This is a genomic window from Robiginitalea insularis (assembly GCF_052497835.1).
Window position 1 is genome coordinate 844,944 of record NZ_CP199296.1, and the last position, 25,053, is coordinate 869,996.

Annotated in this window: 24 protein-coding genes and 1 tRNA gene; 12 read left to right on the plus strand and 13 right to left on the minus strand. The window is 45.4% G+C overall.

Annotation, left to right across the window (positions count from 1 at the left end; all coding sequences use genetic code 11):
• Window positions 1–21: 21 nt before the first annotated feature.
• The 3 genes from ACT6NV_RS03820 to ACT6NV_RS03830 form a co-directional block, all read right to left on the minus strand.
• On the minus strand, window positions 22–318 hold the full coding sequence (locus ACT6NV_RS03820; protein WP_445383155.1) for a thioredoxin family protein: 297 nt from the start codon (window positions 316–318) through the stop codon (window positions 22–24).
• A gap of 91 nt (window positions 319–409) precedes the next feature.
• Window positions 410–1,639, minus strand: coding sequence for a metallophosphoesterase (locus tag ACT6NV_RS03825; RefSeq protein WP_445385946.1), 1,230 nt, complete (start codon window positions 1,637–1,639; stop codon window positions 410–412).
• Between the two features lie 29 nt (window positions 1,640–1,668).
• Window positions 1,669–2,412: a copper homeostasis protein CutC gene (locus ACT6NV_RS03830; RefSeq protein ID WP_445385947.1), complete on the minus strand. Its 744-nt coding sequence runs from the start codon at window positions 2,410–2,412 to the stop codon at window positions 1,669–1,671.
• Between the two features lie 41 nt (window positions 2,413–2,453).
• Between ACT6NV_RS03830 and ACT6NV_RS03835 the strand changes: the two genes are divergently transcribed.
• The 6 genes from ACT6NV_RS03835 to tsf all read left to right on the plus strand — a co-directional run bounded on the left by ACT6NV_RS03835 (window position 2,454) and on the right by tsf (window position 9,566).
• On the plus strand, window positions 2,454–3,437 hold the full coding sequence (locus ACT6NV_RS03835; RefSeq protein ID WP_445385948.1) for an isoaspartyl peptidase/L-asparaginase family protein: 984 nt from the start codon (window positions 2,454–2,456) through the stop codon (window positions 3,435–3,437).
• Window positions 3,438–3,476: 39 nt separating this feature from the next.
• Entirely contained in the window at window positions 3,477–6,308 is a 2,832-nt protein-coding gene (polA, locus tag ACT6NV_RS03840; RefSeq protein ID WP_445385949.1) for a DNA polymerase I, read from the plus strand.
• 140 nt (window positions 6,309–6,448) lie between these two features.
• The gene (gene rplM, locus ACT6NV_RS03845; RefSeq protein ID WP_445385950.1) at window positions 6,449–6,904 is read left to right on the plus strand and encodes a 50S ribosomal protein L13; all 456 of its coding nucleotides are present in this window, start codon (window positions 6,449–6,451) and stop codon (window positions 6,902–6,904) included.
• Window positions 6,904–7,290 (plus strand): 30S ribosomal protein S9, encoded by a 387-nt coding sequence (gene rpsI, locus ACT6NV_RS03850; RefSeq protein WP_445385951.1) that lies wholly within the window; start codon window positions 6,904–6,906, stop codon window positions 7,288–7,290. Before rplM ends, rpsI begins: the two co-directional genes overlap by 1 nt.
• 234 nt (window positions 7,291–7,524) lie before the next feature.
• A complete protein-coding gene (gene rpsB / locus ACT6NV_RS03855) occupies window positions 7,525–8,676 on the plus strand; it encodes a 30S ribosomal protein S2 (RefSeq protein ID WP_445385952.1) in 1,152 nt (383 codons plus the stop codon).
• A 65-nt stretch (window positions 8,677–8,741) separates the two neighbouring features.
• Window positions 8,742–9,566 (plus strand): translation elongation factor Ts, encoded by an 825-nt coding sequence (gene tsf, locus ACT6NV_RS03860; protein WP_445385953.1) that lies wholly within the window; start codon window positions 8,742–8,744, stop codon window positions 9,564–9,566.
• A gap of 51 nt (window positions 9,567–9,617) precedes the next feature.
• Here the strand turns inward: tsf and ACT6NV_RS03865 are convergent, their stop codons facing one another.
• Entirely contained in the window at window positions 9,618–11,480 is a 1,863-nt protein-coding gene (locus ACT6NV_RS03865) for a M61 family metallopeptidase (RefSeq protein WP_445385954.1), read from the minus strand.
• 147 nt (window positions 11,481–11,627) lie between these two features.
• On the opposite strand from ACT6NV_RS03865, the gene pyrH reads away from it, so the two are divergent.
• Window positions 11,628–12,335 (plus strand): UMP kinase, encoded by a 708-nt coding sequence (gene pyrH / locus ACT6NV_RS03870; RefSeq protein ID WP_445385955.1) that lies wholly within the window; start codon window positions 11,628–11,630, stop codon window positions 12,333–12,335.
• 39 nt (window positions 12,336–12,374) lie between these two features.
• Window positions 12,375–12,929, plus strand: a complete 555-nt coding sequence (gene frr / locus ACT6NV_RS03875; RefSeq protein WP_445385956.1) for a ribosome recycling factor — start codon at window positions 12,375–12,377, stop codon at window positions 12,927–12,929.
• Window positions 12,930–12,979: 50 nt separating this feature from the next.
• Here frr and ACT6NV_RS03880 read toward each other — a convergent pair whose 3' ends face one another.
• Window positions 12,980–13,120 carry a hypothetical protein gene (locus ACT6NV_RS03880; protein ID WP_445385957.1) on the minus strand — a complete coding sequence of 47 codons (141 nt, stop codon included), beginning with the start codon at window positions 13,118–13,120 and terminating at the stop codon, window positions 12,980–12,982.
• A gap of 134 nt (window positions 13,121–13,254) precedes the next feature.
• Between ACT6NV_RS03880 and ACT6NV_RS03885 the strand changes: the two genes are divergently transcribed.
• The 4 genes from ACT6NV_RS03885 (at window position 13,255) to ACT6NV_RS03900 (ending at window position 19,304) form a co-directional block, all read left to right on the plus strand.
• Window positions 13,255–15,654: an efflux RND transporter permease subunit gene (locus tag ACT6NV_RS03885; protein WP_445386665.1), complete on the plus strand. Its 2,400-nt coding sequence runs from the start codon at window positions 13,255–13,257 to the stop codon at window positions 15,652–15,654.
• Window positions 15,655–15,758: 104 nt separating this feature from the next.
• Complete coding sequence (asnS, locus tag ACT6NV_RS03890) at window positions 15,759–17,192, plus strand: asparagine--tRNA ligase (RefSeq protein ID WP_445385958.1); 1,434 nt, start codon at window positions 15,759–15,761, stop codon at window positions 17,190–17,192.
• A 49-nt stretch (window positions 17,193–17,241) separates the two neighbouring features.
• Window positions 17,242–18,699 (plus strand): RNA polymerase factor sigma-54, encoded by a 1,458-nt coding sequence (gene rpoN, locus ACT6NV_RS03895; RefSeq protein ID WP_445385959.1) that lies wholly within the window; start codon window positions 17,242–17,244, stop codon window positions 18,697–18,699.
• Window positions 18,696–19,304: a hypothetical protein gene (locus tag ACT6NV_RS03900; protein ID WP_445385960.1), complete on the plus strand. Its 609-nt coding sequence runs from the start codon at window positions 18,696–18,698 to the stop codon at window positions 19,302–19,304. Before rpoN ends, ACT6NV_RS03900 begins: the two co-directional genes overlap by 4 nt.
• Before the next feature lie 77 nt (window positions 19,305–19,381).
• Here the strand turns inward: ACT6NV_RS03900 and ACT6NV_RS03905 are convergent, their stop codons facing one another.
• From ACT6NV_RS03905 to ACT6NV_RS03940, 8 genes are all read right to left on the minus strand, one after another.
• On the minus strand, window positions 19,382–20,065 hold the full coding sequence (locus ACT6NV_RS03905) for a porin family protein (protein ID WP_445385961.1): 684 nt from the start codon (window positions 20,063–20,065) through the stop codon (window positions 19,382–19,384).
• 82 nt (window positions 20,066–20,147) lie between these two features.
• Window positions 20,148–20,630 (minus strand): ExbD/TolR family protein, encoded by a 483-nt coding sequence (locus ACT6NV_RS03910; RefSeq protein WP_445383172.1) that lies wholly within the window; start codon window positions 20,628–20,630, stop codon window positions 20,148–20,150.
• 11 nt (window positions 20,631–20,641) lie between these two features.
• Window positions 20,642–21,247 carry an ExbD/TolR family protein gene (locus ACT6NV_RS03915; RefSeq protein ID WP_445385962.1) on the minus strand — a complete coding sequence of 202 codons (606 nt, stop codon included), beginning with the start codon at window positions 21,245–21,247 and terminating at the stop codon, window positions 20,642–20,644.
• A gap of 11 nt (window positions 21,248–21,258) precedes the next feature.
• Window positions 21,259–21,702, minus strand: coding sequence for a hypothetical protein (locus ACT6NV_RS03920; protein WP_445385963.1), 444 nt, complete (start codon window positions 21,700–21,702; stop codon window positions 21,259–21,261).
• Window positions 21,703–21,724: 22 nt separating this feature from the next.
• Window positions 21,725–22,513: a MotA/TolQ/ExbB proton channel family protein gene (locus tag ACT6NV_RS03925; RefSeq protein ID WP_445383175.1), complete on the minus strand. Its 789-nt coding sequence runs from the start codon at window positions 22,511–22,513 to the stop codon at window positions 21,725–21,727.
• A 542-nt stretch (window positions 22,514–23,055) separates the two neighbouring features.
• Window positions 23,056–23,143 (minus strand) — tRNA-Ser (locus ACT6NV_RS03930).
• Between the two features lie 72 nt (window positions 23,144–23,215).
• Window positions 23,216–24,247 carry an asparaginase gene (locus tag ACT6NV_RS03935; RefSeq protein ID WP_445385964.1) on the minus strand — a complete coding sequence of 344 codons (1,032 nt, stop codon included), beginning with the start codon at window positions 24,245–24,247 and terminating at the stop codon, window positions 23,216–23,218.
• Window positions 24,248–24,266: 19 nt separating this feature from the next.
• Entirely contained in the window at window positions 24,267–25,034 is a 768-nt protein-coding gene (locus ACT6NV_RS03940; RefSeq protein ID WP_445385965.1) for a TatD family hydrolase, read from the minus strand.
• Window positions 25,035–25,053: the final 19 nt, after the last annotated feature.

The window sequence follows — 25,053 nt, forward strand, 5'->3', positions numbered from 1 at the left end:
ATAGAAAAGGCTTTCAGGCTGCTAGATATACTCGTTGAGAATGCCGATAAGGGTGTTGGCATCCTGTTCACCGCTTTGCCTCCAAACCATCTCCCCCTTCTTATAAATCATAAGGGTAGGAAGGCCCTTTATGCGTAAGGCCTGCGATAGCTCCTTGTTCTTGTCAACATCTATTTTGATAACCTTGCCTTTATCGCCAAGGGCGGCAGCTACATCCCTGAGGACGGGATGCATAGAAGTAGATTGTTCGTTCCACTCGGCGTAGAAATCCAAAAGCACCGGGATACTCTGATCTATAAGTTCACCGAATTTAGACATATAGCAATGATTGGGTTACAAATCAAAAGTAAGAAAAATTGTTAAATCCAAACGGAAACTGCCTGTTTTAGACGGAATCTCACAAACCGCTTCAGGCCATTCCCTTTTTCTTAAGGGTGATTACTGTAATTTCGGGCCATATCCCCACCCTTCCGGGATACCCCAGAAAACCAAAGCCCCTGTTTACATTAATATACTGTCCCAATTCCTCATAAATCCCTGCCCAGTACTTATAGCGCCATTTTACGGGGCTCCATTTTACCCAACCGGGTATCTCTATCCCAAATTGCATCCCGTGGGTATGCCCGCTGAGGGTAAGGTGATAGTGTAATTCATCCTCAATTACCTGGTCTTCCCAATGGGAGGGATCGTGGCTTAAAAGGATTCTGAAAACATCCTTCTCCAGGCCTGCGGTGGCCTTTCTGAGATCTCCGGCTTTCTTAAAGCCTCCCCTGCCCCAGTTTTCAACTCCTATCAGGGCTATTTTTTCATTCCCTTTTTGCAAATAACGGTGTTCATTTAAGAGCAGATCGAATCCCATTTCTTTCTGCATATGTTTGAGGTCTTCAAGATTCTGAACCTTGGCCTCTTCAGTTTCCCATGTATAATAATCCCCGTAATCATGGTTTCCCAATATGGAATATTTCCCGTCCGGGGCATCGAGTGTTCCGAAAAGTTCTTTCCACGGCAACATCTCCTCGGCCTTGTTATTTACCATATCCCCGGTAAAGAGTAGCACATCGCTTTTTTGCTCATTAATCAGCGAAACGCCGTATTCAATTTTTTCTCGGTTGTCAAAACTGCCACTATGGATGTCCGAAATTTGCGTAATGGTATAATTGTGAAATGCTTCCGGTAATTCTTTAAACTCCAGGTTGTATTTAAGAACCCTGAACCGGTATTTACCCCGGTACATTCCGTATAACAGCGCCCCGAAAGGGATAGAAGCAATGCCAAGGGCCATCAGGCTTAAAAACCTTCTACGGGTAGGAAGTGTAAATTCATCCGACCTCCCCCCTATTTTGTGGTAGGCAGCGAATATAAGCCTGAAGATATCTTCCGAAAAGAGAAAGAGAATGGTGATCAGGTTGAAAGTAAGTATAGCCAGAAGAAATCCTACGGCATAACTCTTGGGCCGGCTCAGGACCCTGCCCCCTTCTTCCGCCCAACTGAATTGATAAATAAAATTTCCCAGGATCAGAAGCGCTACCGCCATATATACAAAATACACCCAGGGAAAACGGGTCCCTGAGCGAAGCGCCTGCAGGGTGTAAAGGCCCATCGCCAAATAGACGATTATAAAAAGGATCCAACGAATCATATAGTTTACAAATATATCTCTTTTAGGGCTTACACAGTCTCCTGATTAGGATTATCCAGATGTTCACGGATAGCCTCCAGTGCTTTTTGGTCACTTTGCAGCAGAAAGTCTTCCCGCAACAATTGCAGGTTATTCATGGGCAGGGGAACCCTTTCTGATGGCGTGGGTTGCCTGGGTATTCCTGAAAGATGAATCGCCTGAAAACCCGTACCTGAAAAATCCCCGATATTGGAGGCATTAATACCTCCTCCTGCTACAATTATCGGCTCCGCAGCAAACCCCTGCAATCTTTTCAGCAATTCAAGGCCCTCAGCTGCCGTATTCCTTTGCCCGCTGCTGAGCAGGCCGTCAATTCCGTGCGCAATGAGTTCACTGAAGGCTGTTTCAGGATCCGAAACCCAATCGAAAGCACGGTGAAACGTTAAGTGCATCCCCCTGGCGGCATTTCTTAAAACTTTCAATTTAGCAAGGTCTGGCCGGCGCTCAGGAGTCAGGCACCCGCTAACAACACCTTCAAATCCGAGGGAACGGCAAAGTTCAATATCCCGTAGCATGGCTGCTGTTTCCGCTTCTGAATAGGTAAAATTCCCGGAACGCGGACGGATCAGCACATGAACCGGAATCTGAACCTTCTCCCGTACTTGTTGTAGCATTCCATGAGATGGCGTTATACCCCCTATAGCCAGTTCGGAACAGAATTCAAGCCGGTCTGCACCGGCTTGCTGGGCAATAAGGGCAGATTCGAGTGAATGCGCACAAACTTCCAGAATCATAATATGTATCTTTATTTCACTAAAAGTAATCGCTTCCAGCTATGGACAGAAGGAAATTTATCAGAAATTCATCTTTGGGATCTGCCGGACTGCTCAGTGGCAGTTCGCTAATGTCCTGTGAAGGGGAAACCACAAAGCCAGTAGCCGCTTCATCGGGCGGTGCAATTGCCGTTTGCACCTGGGACTTTGGAAATGCCACCGCAAAGGCCTGGGAAGTGCTCGATCAAAACGGCAGTGCCCTGAATGCAGTAGAGCAGGGTGTAATGGTTGAAGAAGCAGACCCCGAAAACCAGACCGTAGGTTACGGGGGGCGGCCCGACCGGGACGGGATTGTAAGCCTGGATGCCTGTATTATGGATTCCAAGGGGAGGTGCGGCTCCGTAATGGGGCTGGAAGGGATTGTCCACCCCGTTTGTGTGGCCCGGAAGGTAATGGAGGACACTCCGCATGTAATCCTTGTAGGGGCCGGCGCCCGGCAATTTGCACTGGATTCCGGATTTGAACTCAAAGACCTGCTCACCGAGAAATCAAAAAAACAATGGCTGGAATGGCAGGAAACCTCCCGCTATGAACCCGTTATAAATATTGAAAACCACGATACCATCGGAATGCTCGCCAGGGACAAAAACGGAAATCTTGCGGGGGCCTGCACTACCAGCGGCATGGCTTATAAAATGCGTGGGCGTGTCGGAGATTCCCCGGTCATTGGTGCCGGTCTTTATATTGACAATGAAGTTGGGGGTGCTACAGCAACGGGGGTGGGAGAAGAAGTAATCCGTACCGTGGGCAGTTTTTTGATTGTTGAATTAATGAGGCAGGGGATGTCTCCTCAGAAAGCCTGTGAAGAAGGGGTAGCCCGTATTATTGCTAAAAACAATGGAAAACTGGATTTTCAGATCGGTTTTCTCGCCCTGAATAAAAAAGGAGAAACCGGGGCCTATTGTATACATCCGGGGTTCAGTTATCGGAAATACGATACCCAGGGCCATCGCAATATCCCCTCGGAGAGTTACCTGAAATCATGAGAATCTTCTTAGCTTTGAAACGCTGAGAAACCCACAGATATGTCTGAAAAAAAACGCCTTTTTTTACTCGATGCCTATGCGCTTATCTTCAGGGGATATTACGCCCTGATCAAGAATCCCAGAATCAATTCCAAAGGGATGGATACCTCAGCGATTATGGGGTTCATGAATTCGCTCTTCGATGTGATCCGAAGAGAGAAACCGGACCACCTGGCCGTTTGCTTTGACAAAGACGGAAGCAGTGAGCGAACCGAGTTGTATCCGGAATATAAGGCCAACCGGGATGAAACCCCCGACGCCATCAGGATAGCCATCCCCTGGATACAAAAAATCCTGAAGGCCATGCATATCCCTTGTATTGAGGTGTCTGGCCTGGAGGCAGACGATATAATAGGCACACTTGCCAAACAGGCTGAAAAACAGGATTACCAGGTATTTATGGTGACCCCGGACAAAGATTTCGGACAATTGGTTTCCGAAAATATATTCATGTACAGGCCGGCCCGCATGGGTAACGGTATTGAGATTTGGGGTATCCCTGAAGTCCAGAAAAGATTTGGGGTACAGCGCCCGGAACAGGTAATTGATTACCTGGGCATGATGGGAGATAGCAGTGATAATATCCCCGGCTTTCCCGGGGTTGGAGATAAAACCGCAAAGAAGTTTATAGATGAGTTCGGTTCCCTTGAAAATCTGCTGGAAAATACAGACCAGCTTAAAGGAAAAATGAAGGAACGAATCATCGAGAATGCGGAACTCGGAAAATTATCCAAAAAGCTGGCCACCATCTGTATTACCTGCGATGTAACTTTCGATGAAAAAGATTACGAGTTAAGCGTTCCCGACAGCAAAAAAGTGCAGGAAATATTCGAAGAGCTGGAATTTCGCCGTCTCAGGGATCAGTTCCTTAAAATCTTCTCAGAGGAAGACGATACCCAGACCACCCAGGTAAGCAGTACTGAAACGGCCCGCAAACAACAGCGGGAAGCCGGCAGCGGTCAATTCTCCCTTTTCGGATCCGATGCGGACACCTCTGAAGTGGTTGCTTTCAGCGGAAGGAAATCCATCAAGGATGTGCCGCACCTGTATCAGCTGGTTCAGCCGGGTATGGGTCAAAAGCTCTTTATAAAAAGTCTGATGGAACAGACTACCGTCTGCTTTGACACGGAGACTACTTCCCTGGATCCGTTAGAGGCGGAACTGGTCGGAATTGCCTTCAGCTGGGAGGCGCATAAAGGTTTTTACATTCCTTTTCCCCCGGAGAAGGAGGAAGCCCTGGAATTACTGGAATTACTAAAACCTTTTTTTGAATCGGATAAAATTGAGAAAGTAGGGCAAAATCTGAAGTATGATATAAAAGTTTTGAGCACCTACGGTATTCAGGTCCATGGCAGGCTGTTTGATACGATGCTGGCACATTACCTGATCAACCCGGATATGCGCCATAATATGGATGTGCTATCCGAGACTTATCTGAACTATACGCCTATCTCCATTACGGAGCTGATCGGCAAAAAGGGGAAAAATCAATTGAGCATGCGGCAGGTATCTCTGGAGGAGCAAACCGAATACGCTGTTGAAGATGCAGATATCACCCTGCAACTTGCCCAGAAATTTGCCCCGGAATTACAGGATGCCAATACTCGTGAGCTTTTTACGGACATAGAAATTCCGCTGCTAAGGGTACTTGCAGATATGGAATTGGAAGGCATAAATCTGGATACCGCATTTTTAAAAGGTCTTTCAGGGGCACTTGAAGACGATATTGTATCCCTGGAAGCAGAGATATACAAAGAGGCTGGCGCAGAATTCAATATTGGATCTCCAAAACAGCTTGGGGAAATTTTATTCGACAAGCTAAAACTGGTCGATAAACCGAAGAAGACAAAAACAGGCCAGTATTCCACCGCTGAAGACGTACTCTCAGACCTGGCAAAGGACCACAAAATCGTACGGGCAGTACTGGACTACCGGGGGCTCAGCAAACTCAAGAGCACCTATGTGGATGCGCTCCCCGACCAGGTCTCCAGGGTTACCGGCCGGGTTCATACAGATTATATGCAAACGGTAGCAGCCACAGGAAGGTTAAGCAGTAACAACCCTAACTTGCAGAATATCCCCATTCGAACCGAAAGGGGCAGGCAAATCCGAAAAGCCTTTATTCCAAGAAATGAAGAATATTGCCTGCTTGCGGCAGACTACTCACAGATTGAGCTACGCATTATTGCTGCCCTGAGTGAGGAAACCAATATGATTGATTCCTTTAAGCGCGGGGAAGACATTCACGCCTCCACGGCTGCCAAAGTTTTTCAGGTACCCCTTGAGGAGGTAACAAGGGAACAGCGTTCCAACGCAAAAACCGTGAACTTCGGGATTATTTACGGGGTGTCGGCTTTCGGGCTCAGCAATCAGACCGACCTCAGCCGCACTGAAGCCAAAGAGCTGATAGATACTTATTATAAAACTTATCCGAAGCTGCGCAATTACATCAGTGAGCAAATAGACTTTGCCAGGGAACACGGTTACGTTCAGACCGTACTCGGGCGCAGGAGGTATCTGAAGGATATCAACGGAAGCAATGCAGTGGTAAGGGGTGCGGCAGAAAGAAATGCCGTTAATGCGCCTATTCAGGGAAGTGCAGCCGATATTATCAAAATCGCCATGATCCGTATTCATGATAAGCTCAGGGAAAATAAACTAAAGACCAAAATGCTCCTCCAGGTTCACGATGAACTGGTATTTGACGTATATAAACCCGAACTGGACAGGGTGAAGGATATGATCAAATCTGAAATGGAACAGGCCTATGAACTGTCGGTACCCCTTGTGGTAGACATCGGTGTGGGAGACAACTGGCTGGAAGCACATTAAATGATACAGGCGATATTGAGCGAATAATTCGTTAAATGCAAAAAAATATTGCCTTTCAGGCGTTTGTATTTCAACTTAATAATTGTACATTTGCAGCCCGTTATTCGGGATTGAAGTGTTTAATATTTAAAAAATTGGTAGTGGATACATTAAGCTACAAAACGATATCAGCCAACAAGAATACCGTTCAGAAGGAATGGGTACTGGTTGATGCCGAAGGGCAAACCCTGGGAAGATTGTCTTCCAAGGTTGCTAAAATACTGAGGGGAAAATACAAGCCCAATTTTACTCCACATGTGGATTGCGGGGATAACGTTGTGATTATCAATGCTGAAAAGGTATCCCTTTCCGGAAAAAAATGGGATTCTAAAGAATATATCCGTTATACCGGTTATCCAGGTGGACAAAGATCTGAAACGGCCCGGGACCTGCTGGCGAAAAATCCGGCAGCACTCGTGGAAAGAGCTGTTAAAGGGATGCTGCCAAAGAACCGATTGGGCGCTGACCTCTTCCGCAACCTACGGGTATATGCAGGAGCTGCTCACGAGCAGGAAGCACAAAAACCAAAGGCAATCAATTTAAATGACCTTAAATAATGGAGGTAATTCATAAAATAGGCAGAAGGAAAACCGCTGTGGCCCGTGTATATCTGTCAGAAGGAAAAGGAAATATTACCGTAAACAAAAAAGAGTTCAAGGAATATTTTCCAACAGCGACACTTCAATACAAGGTAAGACAACCCCTTACCCTTACGGAAACGGATGCCAATTACGACCTGAACATAAATGTATTCGGGGGTGGAATCACGGGGCAGGCTGAAGCAATCCGCCTGGCTGTATCTCGTGCCTTATGCGAAATTGATGAGGAAAACCGCTCTGTATTGAAGCCTGAAGGGCTGCTTACCAGAGACCCGAGAATGGTAGAACGTAAAAAATTCGGTCAGAAGAAAGCCCGTAAGAAGTTCCAGTTCTCCAAGCGATAAGATTTTCTCCATGGGAAACCATGGTCCGATTATATATGTTTTAAGCCTGCCTGGCAGGTTAATATTAACCCTAGTTCCTTGAAAAGTTCTCTTCGGAGAAACTAGTTAACATTCGGAAGTATATTTTACACTTCTGAATACCTTTTAGTTTAGCATCTAAATGGTGAAGGCGAACCCTATTGCGGGCGACCACTTGACCATTGCTCATTCAAAGAACGTAAACTAAATTTTAAAATGGCGACAAACGCTGCAGTTAAAGAATTATTGGAAGCAGGGGTGCATTTTGGACACCTCACCCGTAAATGGAATCCGAACATGGCTCCTTACATCTACATGGAGCGAAATGGGATTCACGTAATCAACCTTTATAAAACGGTTGCAAAACTGGATGAAGCCAGTGAAGCATTGAAGAAAATTGCTGCCTCCGGCCGCAAAATCCTCTTTGTAGCAACTAAAAAACAGGCTAAGGACATTGTTTCAGACAAGGTGTCCGCGGTTAACATGCCTTACATTACCGAACGCTGGCCGGGAGGGATGCTTACAAACTTTGTAACCATCCGTAAAGCTGTAAAGAAGATGGCGTCTATCGACAGAATGAAGAAAGACGGAACCTTTAATACGCTTTCCAAGAAAGAGCGCCTGCAAGTGGAACGACTGCGTGCTAAACTGGAAAAAAACCTCGGATCTATTGCAGAGATGACCCGTTTACCCGGGGCCCTGTTCATTGTAGATACCATGCGCGAGCACATTGCTGTTAAAGAAGCCCAAAAGTTGAACATCCCTATCTTCGCTATGGTGGATACAAATTCAGATCCACGGCCTATAGATTTCGTGATCCCGTCTAATGACGATGCATCCAAATCTATTGAAGTTATCATGACCCATGTAACGGATGCAGTAGCTGCCGGCCTTGCAGAAAGGAAATCTGAAAAAGCAGCAGAAAAGGAAGGGAAAGAAGAAAAAGCCGTTTCCAAAAAGAGTGAAACAGCAACAGCAGAAGCACCTGCCAAGAAAGAAAAAACAGAGGTAAAGAAAGCCGAAAAGGCTGAAAAAGCAGCTGTTGAAGAGACCAAAACTGAAGCAGCTCCAGCTAAGGAAGAAAAAGCCCCTAAGAAGGAAACCAAAAAGGCAGCTGCCGAAGACCTGACCAAAATAGAAGGTATTGGCCCCAAAGCAGCCGAGGCCTTAACCAAGGCGGGAATTTCAGGATATGAAGCCCTTTCCAAGGCAAAACCTGATGCGATCAAGGAAATCCTTACCGAAGCCAGTTCGAGGATGGCCCACCTGGACCCAACCAGCTGGCCAAAGCAGGCAAAAATGGCTGCAGACGGAGACTGGGACGCATTGAAAGAATGGCAGGAAAATGCCAAGGGAGGCGTAGAATAAATCCCTTATTTCAAAAAAATCAATAACGAAACGGGATCCTGACGAATCCCACAAAAATTATAACAATGGTAAAAATTACCGCAGCAGAGGTAAATAAGTTAAGGAAGAGTACCGGGGCCGGAATGATGGATTGCAAAAATGCCCTGGTAGAAGCAGAAGGCGATTTTGAAAAAGCCATAGAAATCCTGAGGAAAAAGGGACAAAAGGTAGCTGCAAAGCGTGCAGACCGCGATTCTTCGGAAGGTGCGGCCATCGCTAAAGTAAATGATGCCAATACTGAAGGGGTTATTATTTCACTTAACTGTGAAACGGACTTTGTGGCCAAGAACGAAAGCTTTGTAACCCTCGCCAATGAACTGGCAGACCTGGCTCTTTCTTATGATTCACTAGATGCTTTTATGAATGCGGATTATAACGGTTTGAGCGTTTCAGAGAAATTGATCGAACAAACCGGAGTTATTGGAGAAAAAATCGAGATCGGTGGATTCCGTAAGCTAAGTGCTCCCTTTGTTGGGTCTTACATCCATGCCGGGAATAAAATTGCAACCCTGGTTGGGTTATCTGAAGTGGTAGACAATGCTGCAGTGGTCGCTAAAGATGTTGCCATGCAGGCAGCTGCTATGAATCCTGTAGCCCTGAATGAAGAGCAGGTAGATCAGGCAACCATCGATAAGGAAATTGAAATTGCAAAAGATCAGCTTCGTGAGGAAGGCAAGCCTGAGGCCATGCTGGATAAAATTGCACAGGGAAAACTGAAGCGTTTCTTTAAAGACAATACCCTGGTTAACCAGGATTTCATTAAAGACAGTAAAATGAGCGTTTCCCAATATGTCAAAACCGCCGGAGCCAATCTGGAAGTAACCGGTTTTGAACGTGTTGCCCTTGGGTAATTACCTCCCAAAAGATCAAAAAAAACGCCCCTCAATGGGGCGTTTTTTATTTTAACCACGCAACCACGCTTCCCGCAGGGCTTTTTGTTGTTCAGTGGCCTCCGGTAGCGGGGACAAACGGTTTTGAACTACAGTAGGTTTTCCAGCCGTTCCTTTAAGGGTAATCTGCTCCCCTTCCCGCTCAACAACCATCTCAATGGGTGTTTCTGCATTCCATCCGAAACTTTCGCCCACAATGTTCCTGACAGACTCAAGGGTAATAGGTACCCCGTTTATCTCTTTGATCACATCCCCTCCTTCTGCACCTAATTCGGTAAAGAAGGTGTTCAGGCGGATCCCCTTGCGGATAAATATTTCATCTGTATTGGATGGATCCACATCAATGAAGGGAATCTGTCCGTTGAGAAAAAAGCCGCATTCAACTGCAACTTCACGGGTGCCGAGGCCTGCTTTTGCAAAATATTCCTCATAAGGGATGGGCTGCCCGCCCATGACGTGTTTCTCAAAGAACGGCCGAATCTCAGCATAGGTAAGCCTAACTATTTCATCAATTAGGGTATCATCGCGGAAGGGCGTGTCTACGTCGTATTTTTCAGAAAGTGTTTTCATCAGGTCCAGCACCCCCATTTCTCCTCCGCTGAGTTCCCTCAGGCGAAGATCCAGAGCCATGTTGATCAGGGCTCCTTTCTCATAAACATTTGCATATTGGGCTGCGTAAGGATCTTTAAGGACGTTTTTGCTCATCTCCGTAAAAGAAAGGGAGTCATTGTAACCGCTTGCATTCTGTATCTTGGCAGCCATGCGGGTATAAAATTCATCCTCTCCAATCAGCCCCTGCTGTATTTGGAAGAGGTTTGCAAAATACTCTGTAGTTCCTTCATACATCCAAAGATGTTGCGACATGCTGGGATTATTGTAATCAAAATACTGTATCTCCTCTGAATGCACGTTAAGCGGGGTAACGATATGAAAAAATTCGTGAGAGACTACATCTGTCATCGTTTGTTCCAACTGCTCCCTGGACATTTGTTCGGGCAAAACCACAACTGTGGAAGTATGGTGCTCAAGGGCGCCAAAACCGCTAGCATCGTCCGGATTCAGCGTAGACAAATAAAGCAGGATGTTGTATTCGCGTGTGCCGTCTATTTCACCGAGGAAGGTTTTCTGGGCCTTCATCATCCGTTCCATAGAGGGTTTCAGGTCAGCTGCCGAGTAGGTTTCATTAGGGGAATAAACGCTGAGTCGCACCCGGATATCCCCTACCTGAAAACTCGCAGAAGGTTGTGAGGTAAATTGAACCGGGTTATCGATTACTTCAAAATACCGATCTGCACTGAACCCAAAGTTCCCGTTCTCAAGGGGCAATTCCCTTAGGGAAGTCACCGGCCTCATTTCGGCCGGCACAATGAATTCCAGGCGGTAAGGGAGTTCTTTTAACCCTTCGAAATACCCTACAAACCCATGCAGGTTTAGCAGGTAATTCTCATTTTTCAGGATATTGCTTCCCGCGGGGGAGAATACAGCTTCCTCCTGCTCGCTTTCCGTGTCAAATGTGTCATTGACGTAATAGCGTATTTTGTCCATTTGCTGTGCCCCGTAGATGGTCCAGCTGTTCATGTCGTCCCTTTTTACCTGCAGTGGGTTACCGGTGGCATCAAGGGCCTGTAAATCTTCCACAAAACGACCATAATTATCCTCGCTATACGTGCCGGGTACCGTTTTGGGAATAAAAAAACGCAACTGTGATCCCGGAATGCTTCCGGGGTCCAGCACCACTTCCACACGGTCCGCCTCCACTCCGACCAAATCTATAGTTACCAAAACCGGGGCATCCGTAATACTGGTGTTTTGTTTGAGGGAACCGCACCCTGCCAAAAGCACACTTGCGAAAAGGAAGACAATATATTTTCTCATAAAACTGAATTACATCTACAAGATTATTGATTTAATATGTTTTGCTGCTGTTTTTTTAGAATAAATTAGGAATTATAACCCCTGCCATTACAAAGGCAATGCTAAATATTTTTGATTATTTTTGTTCGAATTCTAGATAGCAAATTCATGCAATACAAGCGCATACTTCTAAAATTGAGCGGTGAAGCGCTGATGGGGGAAAGACAATACGGGATTGACCCCTCAAGGCTGGCCGAATATGCCCAGGAAATCAAAGAAGTGGTTAACAAGGGTATAGAAGTGGCCATTGTCATTGGAGGAGGTAATATATTCCGTGGGTTGGCCGGGGCCAGCAACGGAATGGACCGCGTGCAGGGCGATCATATGGGGATGCTGGCAACCGTCATCAACGGCTTGGCACTGCAGGCGGCCCTGGAAGATGCCGGGGTGGATACCCGTTTGCAGTCTGCAATCAAGATCAATGAGGTTGCAGAACCTTTTATTCGTCGCAGGGCCATGCGCCACCTGGAAAAAGGAAGAGTAGTGATTTTTGGCGGTGGTACCGGGAATCCATATTTTACAACAGATTCCGCAGCAGTTCTCCGGGCTATAGAAATAGAGGCAGATGTAATTCTGAAGGGTACCCGGGTTGATGGTATTTACAGCAGCGACCCGGAAAAGGATAAAAGCGCGACAAAATTTGACAGTATCAGCTTTAAAGATGTACTCAGCAAGGGTCTTAAGGTAATGGATACCACAGCCTTTACACTCAGCCAGGAAAATGAATTGCCCATCGTTGTCTTTGACATGAATAAAAAGGGGAATTTGCTGAAGATCGTGGCCGGAGAAAATATCGGAACTGTGGTAAATCTTTGATATTAAATAAAAATTTCTATCTGCTAAGCAACAGCACTTATGAATGAGGATGTAAGTTTTATTTTAGAGGCAACCAGGGACAGTATGCAAAAAGCTATTTCACACCTGGAAAAGGAATTGGTTAAAATCCGTGCAGGGAAAGCCAGCCCTTCCATGCTTTCTTCCGTTATGGTAGAATATTACGGGAGTCAGACCCCGCTGTCTCAGGTATCAAATATCAACACTCCGGATGGGCGAACTATCTCAGTACAACCCTGGGAAAAAAATTTGATACCCGAAATTGAAAGCGCTATCATGAATGCCAACCTGGGCTTTAACCCCATGAACAATGGGGAGATGGTTATCATCAATGTACCCCCTTTAACAGAGGAAAGACGCAAGCAACTGGTAAAACAGGCTAAGGCGGAAGCGGAGGATGCAAAAGTAGGGGTACGTTCTGCCCGTCAGGAAGCAAACAAGGAAATCAAGGCCCTGGAAATTTCCGAAGACCTGGAAAAAAATGCCGAAATAGATATTCAGGAACTCACAGATAAATATATTTCACAGATAGATAAAATTCTGGAAGTGAAGGAGGCTGAAATCATGAAAGTGTAATTAAGTCTTATTTTTCAGTTCACCAGCAAGCTACTTTTCTACTGATCCTCCTACTGCGAGGTATCGGCCACATACCAGATCAGAACCGCACAAATCAAAGCAAGGATACATACCAGGATAACCCCCCTGTATGCCCTGCGCGCCAGCTTTCGATATCTGCGCTGTTTTGAATATTCTTCTTTTGAGGCCATACCACAAAAGATACGTTTTTAATCAGACCCTTATATGCTTACCAACTGTTAAAAGGTAAAACCAGAAGCGTTCAAAAGCGGCAAAAGTTGGGTACAGTGACAATCATTTTCTACCTTTGCGCCCGACTGAAGGGATGGTAGCGAAACTAACACAAGGTTTTTGGGCAAAAACGGCCAGGATTATTCTGAGGAACCGGATCCTGATCCTGCTGCTCATTGTCCTGGCAACCGTTTTACTGGCTACACAATGGAAGCACATGCGCTTCTCGAATTCAGAAGCAAACCTGCTGCCTGATGACCACCCCATAAATCTTGAGTATCAGGAATTCTTAAAGAAATTCGGGGAAGAAGGAAATACCATCGTCCTGGCTATTCGAGATAGCAGCCTTTATACCCCTGAACAATTCAATCGCTGGAACATTTTCAGTGAACAACTTGCGGCCTTTCCGGAAGTAGATTTTGTGCTTTCAACTGATAACCTGCAACGGCTTGTAAAAGATTCTGTCAAACAGGAATTCGTATTGGACCCCTGGCTAAAGGGACCTGTAAAGGACCAGGCCGAAATGGACCAGTTGAAAAATGAGCTTTTTACCCGGCTTCCCTTTTATGAGAAGTTGCTTTTCAACAAGGAAACCCAGACGCTCAGAACTGTAGTGTATCTGGACAAGGATCTCGTAAACACCCCAGTCCGGAAAGATTTTGTCCTTAACGATTTGCAGAACCTGGTCACTGATTTTCAAAAAGAAACCGGGCTAAAGGTGCGGGTATCCGGGATGCCGTATATCCGAACGATGAATTCACAGAACATCATCGATGAAATCGGGAAATTCATCTTTGCCGCCCTGGCCGTAACCTCCCTGATTTTCTTCTTCTTTTTCCGCTCTTTCCGCGCAACCTTCATTTCGATCTGCGTGGTGATCATAGGAGTGATGTGGGCTTTTGGAACCCTCGGGCTACTACAATATGAAATTACAGTACTCACTGCCCTGATACCACCTGTAATTATCGTCATCGGGATTCCCAATTGCATCTTCCTGATCAATAAATACCAGCAGGAAGTTAACAAACACGGGAATCAGGCACTTTCCCTGCAGCGCGTTATTTCCAAAATAGGAAATGCCACCCTGATGACAAATGTCACCACGGCCTCGGGCTTTGCAACTTTTATTATTACGGACAGTAAGTTACTGACCGAGTTTGGAATCGTGGCATCTCTCAATATCCTGGGAATCTTTGTGCTCTCCCTGCTTATCATTCCTATTCTGTACAGTTTTATGCCCCTGCCCAAAACCAAGCATCTAAAACACCTCAACAAACGATGGATCGATGCCTTTGTCAATTGGATGGAACGCATGGTGCGGCATCGCCGGATTACGGTGTATGCCGTCTCAATCAGCTTGCTTGTAGTCAGTATTATCGGGATCTACCAAATAGATATATCGGGCAGCCCCATTGAAGACATGCCAAAGAAAGCTGAATTTTTCCAGGACATACGTTTTTTTGAAAAGGAGTTTGACGGGATCATGCCCGTTGAGATAGTGGTTGACTCCAAAAGGCGGAACGGCATTTTAAAACCTGCAACCTTAAGGCGAATGGATGAACTGGGAAATTTTATAGAGGAAACCCCGGAGCTTTCCCGTTCGATATCCGTAGTGAATCTGGTCAAATATTCAAAGCAGGCCTTTTATAACGGGATTCCGAAATACTATCAGTTGCCTACTTCCCAGGAAAGCAATTTTATTCTGGATGTTGCCCGAAAATCGAAAGAAAACGGAGATCTTCTGAAAAGTTTTGTGGACAGCAGCGGGCAGGTTGCCCGGATGACCACCTATATGCGCGATGTAAAGACAGACCGCATGGAAGAAATTGAACGTGAACTCAAGCAGGAAATTGCCAGGACTTTCCCGGAAGAACGCTATGAGGTTTTCCTGACAGGAAAAGCGTTGCTTTTTCTGAAAGGCACCAAATACCTCGTTCGCAACCTGGTCATGTCGCTGGCCCTGGCAATCGGCCTGATCGCACTCTTTATGGCCTATCTGTTCCGGTCGTTCCGAATGATTGTCATTTCCCTGATCCCAAATATTTTACCATTGGTGGTTACAGCCGGGGTCATGGGTTTTGCAGGGGTCCCTATAAAACCGTCTACCATCCTGGTATTCAGTATCGCATTCGGAATATCTGTAGATGACACCATTCATTTTCTGGCAAAATACCGGCAGGAACTGGCCACTCATCATTGGCGTATCCGCAAATCCGTATATGCAGCCCTGCGCGAGACCGGGGTGAGTATGTTTTATACTTCCATAGTACTCTTTTTCGGTTTTTCGGTCTTTACGATTTCTAATTTCGGAGGAACCGTAGCCCTGGGTGCCCTGGTTTCGGCTACCTTGCTTTTTGCAATGCTGGCCAACCTGATCCTGCTTCCTTCCCTGCTGCTTTCCCTGGAGCGAAACATCGCCAACAAACAGGTACTGAAAAAGCCGCAAATCGATATATTGCCCGAGGAAGAGGACAATGGAAATGCGATAGATTAAAAGAAGTACCACCTGCTATCATTCAGGCTTTTTAAAGGGCTGCAGCGCTCAGCAATTTCCTTCAATACCGTATCTTTGCCCATTCAAACCAGTTTAATAATAGCATGAAATCCTCTAGTATCAAATCACTGCTTGAAGAAGCCGCTTTACACCAGGAACTTACTGTATCCGGATGGGTACGAACTTTTCGAAGCAACCGCTTTATTGCCCTGAATGATGGCTCTACGCTTCAGAACCTGCAATGTGTGGTGGATTTTGAAAAAATGGATCCCGATGTCTTACGCAAAATCAATACCGGAGCCGCCCTGCGCGTAGTTGGGGAAGTGGTTCCCAGCCAGGGGAGAGGACAAAAAATTGAATTACAGGTGAGCTCTCTGCAGGTATTGGGTGAGGCCAATCCGGAACAGTATCCGATTCAGCCTAAAAAACACAGTATGGAGTTTTTAAGGGAGCAGGCACACCTGAGGGTTCGGACCAACACCTTTAGTGCGGTTATGAGGGTCCGCTCTGCCCTTGCCTTTGCGGTACACCAGTATTTTACATCAGAGGGGTTCTATTATTTCCATGCTCCTATTATAACCGGTTCGGATGCTGAAGGGGCCGGGGAAATGTTTCGCGTAAGTATACTTGATCCGAAATCACCGCCCTTAACCCCCGAGGGAACAGTAGATTTTAAGGAAGATTTTTTCGGCAAAGAGACCAACCTGACCGTTTCCGGGCAGTTGGAAGCAGAGGCTTATGCCATGGGGCTTGGAAAGGTTTATACCTTCGGGCCAACCTTCAGGGCCGAAAACTCAAATACCTCCAGGCATTTGGCTGAGTTCTGGATGATAGAACCGGAAATGGCCTTCTACGACCTGGATGCCAATATGGATCTGGCAGAAGACTTTATACAGCAGGTCATTCGTTATATCCTGGAGCATTGCCAGGAAGACCTTGAGTTTCTTGAAAAGCGCTTGCTTGATGAAGAAAAATCAAAGCCACAGGCCGAGAGAAGCGAGATGCCCCTGATGGACAAATTGCGTTTTGTAACCGACCAGCCCTTTAAAAGGGTTAGTTATACCGAAGCAATCGATATCCTTAAAAACAGCAAACCTAATAAGAAGAAAAAATTTCAATATCCGATTGAAGGCTGGGGAACAGATTTACAAAGCGAGCACGAGCGGTACCTGGTCGAAAAGCATTTTAAGTGTCCTGTAATCCTTTTCAATTATCCTGCTGAGATCAAGGCTTTTTACATGCGCCTCAATGAAGACGGAAAAACAGTGCGCGCCATGGATATCCTTTTTCCAGGCATTGGAGAAATCGTGGGAGGCTCCCAAAGGGAGGAGCGCCTGGATGTACTCACCCAAAAAATGAAAGCCCTTGGGATAGATGAAAAAGAACTCTGGTGGTATCTGGATCTGCGCAGGTTTGGAACAGCTGTGCATTCCGGTTTTGGCCTAGGCTTCGAAAGGCTGGTGCAATTCGCTACCGGAATGGGAAACATCAGGGATGTGATCCCTTTTCCGAGAACCCCGCAAAACGCCGAGTTTTAAGCCTAATTGATTAAATTTATGTTTAAAGAACGGCTTTCCGCTTAAGATTATGCTGAAACAACACCTGCAATTTAAATTATCACAAAAGCTCTCTCCGCAACAGATTCAGCTTATGAAGCTGATTCAGTTACCCACCCAGGCTTTTGAACAGCGGCTCAAGCAGGAGTTGGAAGAAAATCCGGCCCTGGAACCGGGCAAGGAGGACCCCGTTTCCGCGGAGGACGATTATCAGGATTCCTACGATGAAGGGGATGAAGGGGAAGTGATCAATGCAGATGAGATCAACATTGACGATTACCTCAGTGATGACGAAATCCCCGATTATCGCACCCGTGCCAATAATTATAGTGGGGATGACGAGGAAAAGCAGATTCCGTATGCAGCCGGGATCTCTTTTAATCAATACCTTTTAAACCAGCTTAATACGGAATATCTGAGTGATGAAGAATGGAGCATTGCCGAATTCCTGGTGGGTAGTGTAGACGAAAGTGGATATATCCGACGTCCGATCTCGGACATTATGGATGACCTCGCCTTTACTCAAAACATTTTTACAGATGAGCAAACCATCCGGCAGGTACTTAAAAAAGTACAGCAACTGGACCCCCCTGGGGTAGGAGCCCGTTCCCTGGACGAATGCCTGTTGCTGCAGCTTGAGAGAAAAGAGAGCAGCCCCGCCATTGAAATGGCCATAGAAATCCTTAAAAAGTCATTTGAGCATTTCAGCAAAAAGCACTATCAGAAATTATTGCAGAAGCACGACATTAGCGAGGAGGAACTCAAAGAAGCTATTGGGGAAATTGAAAAGTTAAATCCCAAGCCGGGAGGATCCTATTCCGGAAGTAATAAAATAGTGGAGCATATTGTCCCGGACTTCTCCATCAGGATTGTTGAAGGAGAACTGGAATTGTCACTGAACGGTCGCAATGCCCCGGAACTACATGTATCCAAGGAATACAGCAATATGCTGGCTGGTTATAAAAATGCGCGCGACAAATCGAAATCCCAGAAAGATGCTGTAATGTTCATCAAGCAGAAACTGGATGCAGCCAAATGGTTTATTGATGCTATAAAACAGCGGCAACAAACCCTTTACGTCACCATGGATGCGATCATGAATTACCAGAAGGAATACTTCCTTACCGGAGATGAACGCAACCTGAGGCCCATGATTCTGAAAGATATTGCCGATCTGATCGGCATGGATGTATCTACGGTATCCAGGGTTGCCAATAGCAAATATGTGGATACTCCCTACGGGACCAAATTGATCAAGGATTACTTCTCGGAGTCCATAAAGAATGAGCAGGGAGAAGATGTCTCGACCAAGGAAATCAAGAAAATCCTGGAAACCGTCATTCGGGATGAAGAAAAGCGCAAACCCCTCACTGACGATAAACTGGCTAAGATCCTGAAGGAAAAGGGATATCCCATAGCCCGTAGGACAGTAGCTAAATACCGAGAACAACTGGGAATACCGGTGGCCAGACTTCGTAAAGAGATATGATACATTGGCTGAGTAAAATTATCTCCTATGCCTTTCATCCGCTGTTAATTCCGTTTTACGGTACTTTCCTCTACTTTGAAATCACTCCCAAATACAGTCCGGAAGGGATGAAAATGGGAAGCCTGTTGCCCATTTTTATACTTAGTGTGGTCATACCTGCGATCAGCCTGCTCATCTTGCGAAACCTTGGAATACTGCGCACCTATAAGCTGCTTTCCTCAGAAGAACGGGTTTATCCATTGCTGATCAACCTGGCGCTTTTACTGCTCATATTTTCCAGGATTATTCCCAACCATTACAGCCCGGAGATCTATTATTTTTTTCTGGGGCTTATCCTTGCCAATACGGCTGCTCTGCTAATGGCGATCTTTAAAAAAGTGATCAGCCTGCATATGGTTGGCATAGGCAGTTTGCTCATGTTTTTAATCAACCTGAGCCTGCATTTTGAAAAAAATATTATTGTTGCTGTAAGCCTCTGCACCCTGGTAAGCGGGCTTATTGCTTCTTCGCGATTGTATTCCAATATACACGGTCGGGCAAGCCTGCTTACGGGATGGCTTTTGGGAGTGATATCTCAATTAATCCTCATTCAGTTCTGGATCTAGCACTATTCCGAATCCTCCATCAGAAGGGGAGGTAACAAAACTTTATGAGGTATGAAGTCCCGCTTTTAAAACCGGTTTCAGAGTATATAAAAAATCAAGCCTATCCTTAAAGGGGTCAATTGCAACGATTGCCCATCGGGGCCCACCACTCCATCTTCAAACAGCCCATTTAGCCCGTAGTATACATGCAGGTTGAAAGTATTATAGCCAACGTCCAGGGTAAGGCCGTATTGAAAATTCTCGGTATCTGTATTATAAAAGCTATCGATAAAATCTGCAGTAACAAATTTAGAACGGCTCCCCACAATATAGCCGAACTTCATTCCGGCATACACCCTCCAGAATTTAAATTCACTGGCTGTTGAGTTCCGCCATCTCAATTGCACAGGAAGCTCAATTAAGTGGGTTTCCAATTTATTCCTGCGGTAAGATGTTGTATTATCCAGAAACAGATACTGAAATGAAGAACCATTGCGAATAGCTCTTAAATTGGAATAATACGAATTTACCCCATATCCAAGGCCCAGCCCCGCAGCTAAAGTCCTTTTGCTGTTTAGCGGAAGGTCTTTGATAAAACCGAAATGAATCCCATATGACAAATTATTTTGTGATACGGCATTGGGCTTATCCTGTAAAAGGTTGTAGTTCAAACCCAGGTAAAACTGGTCTTCAAAATAACGCGGGTCTGCCGGTTCTCCAGGCATCTGCGCCATCAGATTAGCTCCCGTGATACTGATTAAAAACACAATCAAAAACCGCATCTGTAGGGGTGGTTTAGCAAAAAAGCGCCCCAGTAACTGAAGCGCTTTTAAGCATCTATTTAGGTTTGAAAAGAAACCTGCTTTACTGCAGATTTCGGAATGCATCACCCTCAAAGGTGGTATAGTTTACCTTAAGGGCATTCACTTTTCTAAGTTCCTGCTTAATATCGGATATAAGTCCCATATTAGCCTCTTTATCAACTTTAAGAGCTGTTGTCAGCACATTCTGAAGCTCCTGTGGCTTCTTGGCCCTTTCCTGAAGAATGAAATCGCCTACCTCTGATACATCGGCAAACTTGTCATTCAACTGGATTTTCGGTTCAGAACCAAAAACTTTTTGATACTGACTGGTAGGGGCTCCTACAAAAATATAGATTACCCTATCTTTCTTCTCTAATTTTTTGGTCTCACTTGCATTTGGCAAGGTATTTTCCACCATCAGCGTACTGTCTTTCATAGTGGTAACCGTCATAAAGAAGAACAACAGCATAAATACAATATCGGGAAGCGAGGCCGTGGATACAGCTGGTACGTCTCCGTCTTTTTTCTTATTAAACTTAGCCATTTTTCGTCTTTTTAATTAGTAGAAGTCTCAGCTTCTGAAAGTTTCTGTGGAAACAAATCCTGGATCCGTTTTACCTTATCCTTCAATTCGTCCCGAATTTCAGACGGGGTTTCAGGGTTCAGGTATTCCGCTTCCATCTCTGTAAAATCCCTTCCGAACAGCCTTTGGGCCTCCCGGTTTCTCAGGTCATTATAGGCTCCCACCAGTTCATTCTGAACGGTAATATAGGTGCCATAACGCGTTTCCCGATCGTTTTTCAGGGATATAATTGCTTTGGTAGGGTTATCTGATGAAGATTCATCTTTCCTCCCTTTACAATAATTACAGGTGCCATCTCCTCCGTTATCGAGAAAGGCGATCGCCCGTTCCCTTAATTCAGTCAGTTCTATCAACTCCTCTTCAGCCAGCAACTGGCCATTCTTGTTGATATTCACCGTAAAGATGTTTTTTTGCTTAATAACCACATCCTGATCCGGCGGTTCTATGGGCGGCAACATACGGTCCAGCCCTGAATCCGTTTCAATGGTAGTGGTTACCAGAAAGAAGATCAACAACAGGAAGGCGATATCCGCCATGGACCCTGCGTTAACTTCTGGTGGTGCTCCTCTTCTAGGCATTGTCTAAAGATTTACTTGTTCGACATTTTCTTGATTCCTCCCCATGCCATGGCAACCACGGCAATAATCACCAGGATAAAAAATACATTCAATCCTGCACCAATATTCTTAACTACGCTTTCAGTGGTAGCCACATTTCTGCTGGCCATTGCCTCTACTGTACCGTCTGCCCCATTGGACAGGGCGTAGGATAGTATAACCACAAGTGCAAATCCAATAATTACAAACAAGGATTTCTTGAGGCTTTCCGGATTAGAAAACAAATTCTTCAACGCAAATACCAGGCTGAACAATACTGCTATTGCCAACAGCAGATAGGTAATGATGAACATAAAATTCATCGCGCCGTTTTCAACGGCTTCCCCTACCGGTACATTCTTATCAGGCAGCTGGAACCAGAGTATGGCTCCGATAGCTCCCAATACAATCAATACTATTTTTACAATTTTATGCATGCTTTTGTTTTAAGAGTCCGACTTATTTCTTGTGATCAACAAGCATATCGATCAAAGAGATCGATGAATCTTCCATATCATTAACGATGCTGTCAATTTTCGCAATGATATAATTGTAAAAGATCTGTAGAATGATCGCAGTAATAAGACCGAAAACCGTAGTCAAAAGTGCTACCTGGATATCTCCTGCAATCAGGGATGCACTCAGGTTACCAACGGCGCTAATTTTCTGGAAGGCCTGAATCATACCAATTACCGTTCCCATGAATCCAAGCATGGGGGCAATTGCGATAAAGAGCGACAACCAGGATACATTCTTTTCAAGCTGGCCCATTTGAACACCACCATAAGCAACTACTGCTTTTTCAGCAGACTCTATGCTCTCACCGGCACGGTCAAGACCCTGATAGTAAATAGAGGCAACGGGGCCTTTGGTATTACGGCATACTTCTTTTGCGGCTTCAATTCCACCGGAAGCAAGGGCATCTTCAACCTGTTGCTTTAATTTGGTGGTATTGGTACTGGCCATATTCAGATAAATGATTCTTTCGATGGCAACAGCCAGTCCTAATATTAAACAGAGTAGTACGATTCCCATGAATCCGGCACCCCCCTGAATAAACTGCTCTTTTAAGACTTGGGTAAACCCTCGATCCTCTGAAGCTGCTGCGGCCTCATCCTGAAGCATTAATGACGCTGTGGCCAAGGTTGAAGACAGATTCGAAACCATTACATTCGCTTTTGCGCTTACCGTATTTGTACTAAGGACAAATAGCCCAGCCATTGCCAGGATAGAGAATAATTTTTTCATTTCTTTCAAACTTAAATTTAGATTAGTTATTAGGGTTAAAGATAAAAAAAAAATAGAATTAAAAAATTAAAATTAGGGGGCCTTAGCCCCTATTTTCCCAAAATTCACGGGATATTTTAAAGCTTTTGATCCAATAAATTGAATATCCTTGAATATTCCATAAAATGGGGTTTGACTCAGCTGGTTCCCAGGATTGGAAATTGAGAGGTCAGATTACTCTCTTTTTCTCCCAAATAAAGGCTAATGCAACAAAATTTGGTTGTCAAAAGTGCTGCTACAACCCCTGCAATATGATCGGTCTTCAGGGATAAACAGCCCGGAACAGCCAGGCTGTGCCCCTATTTTCCTTTCAATCCTGTCACTGGGATTAGCTGTCGCTGATCCCTTTACCTCCAACATCCAACAGGGGGCCGGACAAGCATGGGAATCATAGCCCGGCTGCGCCGGTCTTTTTTCTTCGAAATTTCAGCACTTGCAAAAGCAAGCTTTTGACGCGCTTCTTTTCAAAGAAATGTGCGCTTCGCGCACGATTCCCTTTTGAGCAGAGAGGAAGGGATTCGAACCCTCGATACACTTTTGGTGTATACACACTTTCCAGGCGTGCGCCTTCGACCACTCGGCCACCTCTCTAAATATTCCCCCAAACAGGGGTGCCCAAGAAACGAAATTTTTAGCAATCTGTAAAATTTTGCAGCCTTAATTTTAGGCCATTTCGCCCCTGAGGGAAGCCTCGAAGATCGTTTTGAAAGAATTTGAGGAAACCCTGCTTCCAAGCAGGTACATCAATTTTGCCAGGGCAGCCTCCGTTGTAATATCCTTTCCGTCAATCAAAGGGATCTGAGCCAGTTCAACACTGGTTTCATATTGGCCCATCAGGACACTGCCTCCCCTGCATTGGGTGACATTTACAATATGCAGTCCCCTGTCTACTGCCTCCTTTAAGGCATGGATCATCCAGGGTTCCGTTGGGGCATTTCCCGCTCCATAAGATTCCAGGACAAGGGCTTTCAATCCCGGGGTTTGCAACAGGGCACTCACCCATTGCTCATGGATGCCGGGAAACAGTTTGAGTATACCAATTCTGTTATCCAGTTTCAGGTGTACTTTCAGGGCCTTTCGGCTTTGTTTTTTCAGGAGGAATTCGCGCTGAACACTCAGGTGCACCCCTGAATAGGCCAAAGCAGGGTAATTAGGGGAATCAAAAGCCTCGAACTGTTCGGCATTCATTTTTGTGGTCCGGTTGCCACGGAATAATTTATTCTCAAAGTAGAGGCATACCTCCTGTATAACTGCCTGCCCTCCTTCCCTAAGGGAAGCGAATTGAATGGAGGTGATAAGGTTCTCTTTGGCATCAGTCCGCAGATCTCCAATCGGCAACTGAGATCCCGTAAGAATTACTGGTTTAGCCAGGTTTTCCAGCATAAAACTCAGGGCAGAGGCTGTATAACTCATTGTATCGCTTCCATGCAAAACAACAAAGCCATCGTAATCACTGTATTGTTTTTCAATAATGGAGGCAATCTGTTTCCAGTGTGAGAGATTCATATTGGAAGAATCTATTGGTTTGGAAAAGGATACAGAATGTATAGTACAGTCTAACTGATACAATTCAGGGATTTGCTGTACCAGATTGTTAAAATTAAAGGCCCGTAACGATCCCGAATCGTATTCCCGAACCATCCCAATGGTACCTCCGGTGTAGATCAGTAAAATTTGCGGCGTCTTGTTTTTCACGGGTACGGACTGTTTTACACTAAATGCCAAATACCTCTTTGGAATTTGTGGTGGTTGCGGAAGCTATAGATTCTTGTGTGTTTCCATAAATTTCGGAAAGTTTCTTTAAGACTTCCCGAAGATAGGAACTTTCATTTCGTTTTCCCCGGTAAGGCACAGGAGCAAGATATGGTGAATCGGTTTCCAGAACGATGTGCTCCAACGGGATTTTATTCAAAAACTGGTCAATTTTTCCATTTTTAAAAGTAACCACTCCCCCGATTCCCAGTTTCATATTGTAGGATATTGCTTGCTGCGCCTGCTCATAGGTTCCCGTAAAACAGTGGAATATCCCTCTTAGCTCCGGGCCTTTTTCAGATTCAAGTACTTCAAATATCTCATCGAAGGCTTCCCTGCAATGGATTACGATAGGCAGCTTATGGGCTTTTGCCATTCGGATCTGCCTCCTGAAAGCATCGGTCTGTTCCTGCAGATGGCTTTTATCCCAATACAGATCAATACCAATTTCGCCTACCGCCACATAGCCGCCCTTTGCCAATTGTTGGGAGACGTGTTCCAGTTCCTTTTCGTAATCGGCTTTCACATGGGTTGGATGCAGGCCACACATCAGATGCATAAGTTGCGGATATTTTCTTTTTAAGGCCAGCATATCCTTGGTATAAGACGCATCTATTGCCGGGATAAAGAATCGCTTAACCCCTGCTGCCAGTGCCCGCTCAATAATTTCTTCCCTATCCTCTTCAAAAGCCTCTACATAAAGGTGGGCATGTGTATCCGTAAGATTCATGCCACAAAAATAGAACTAT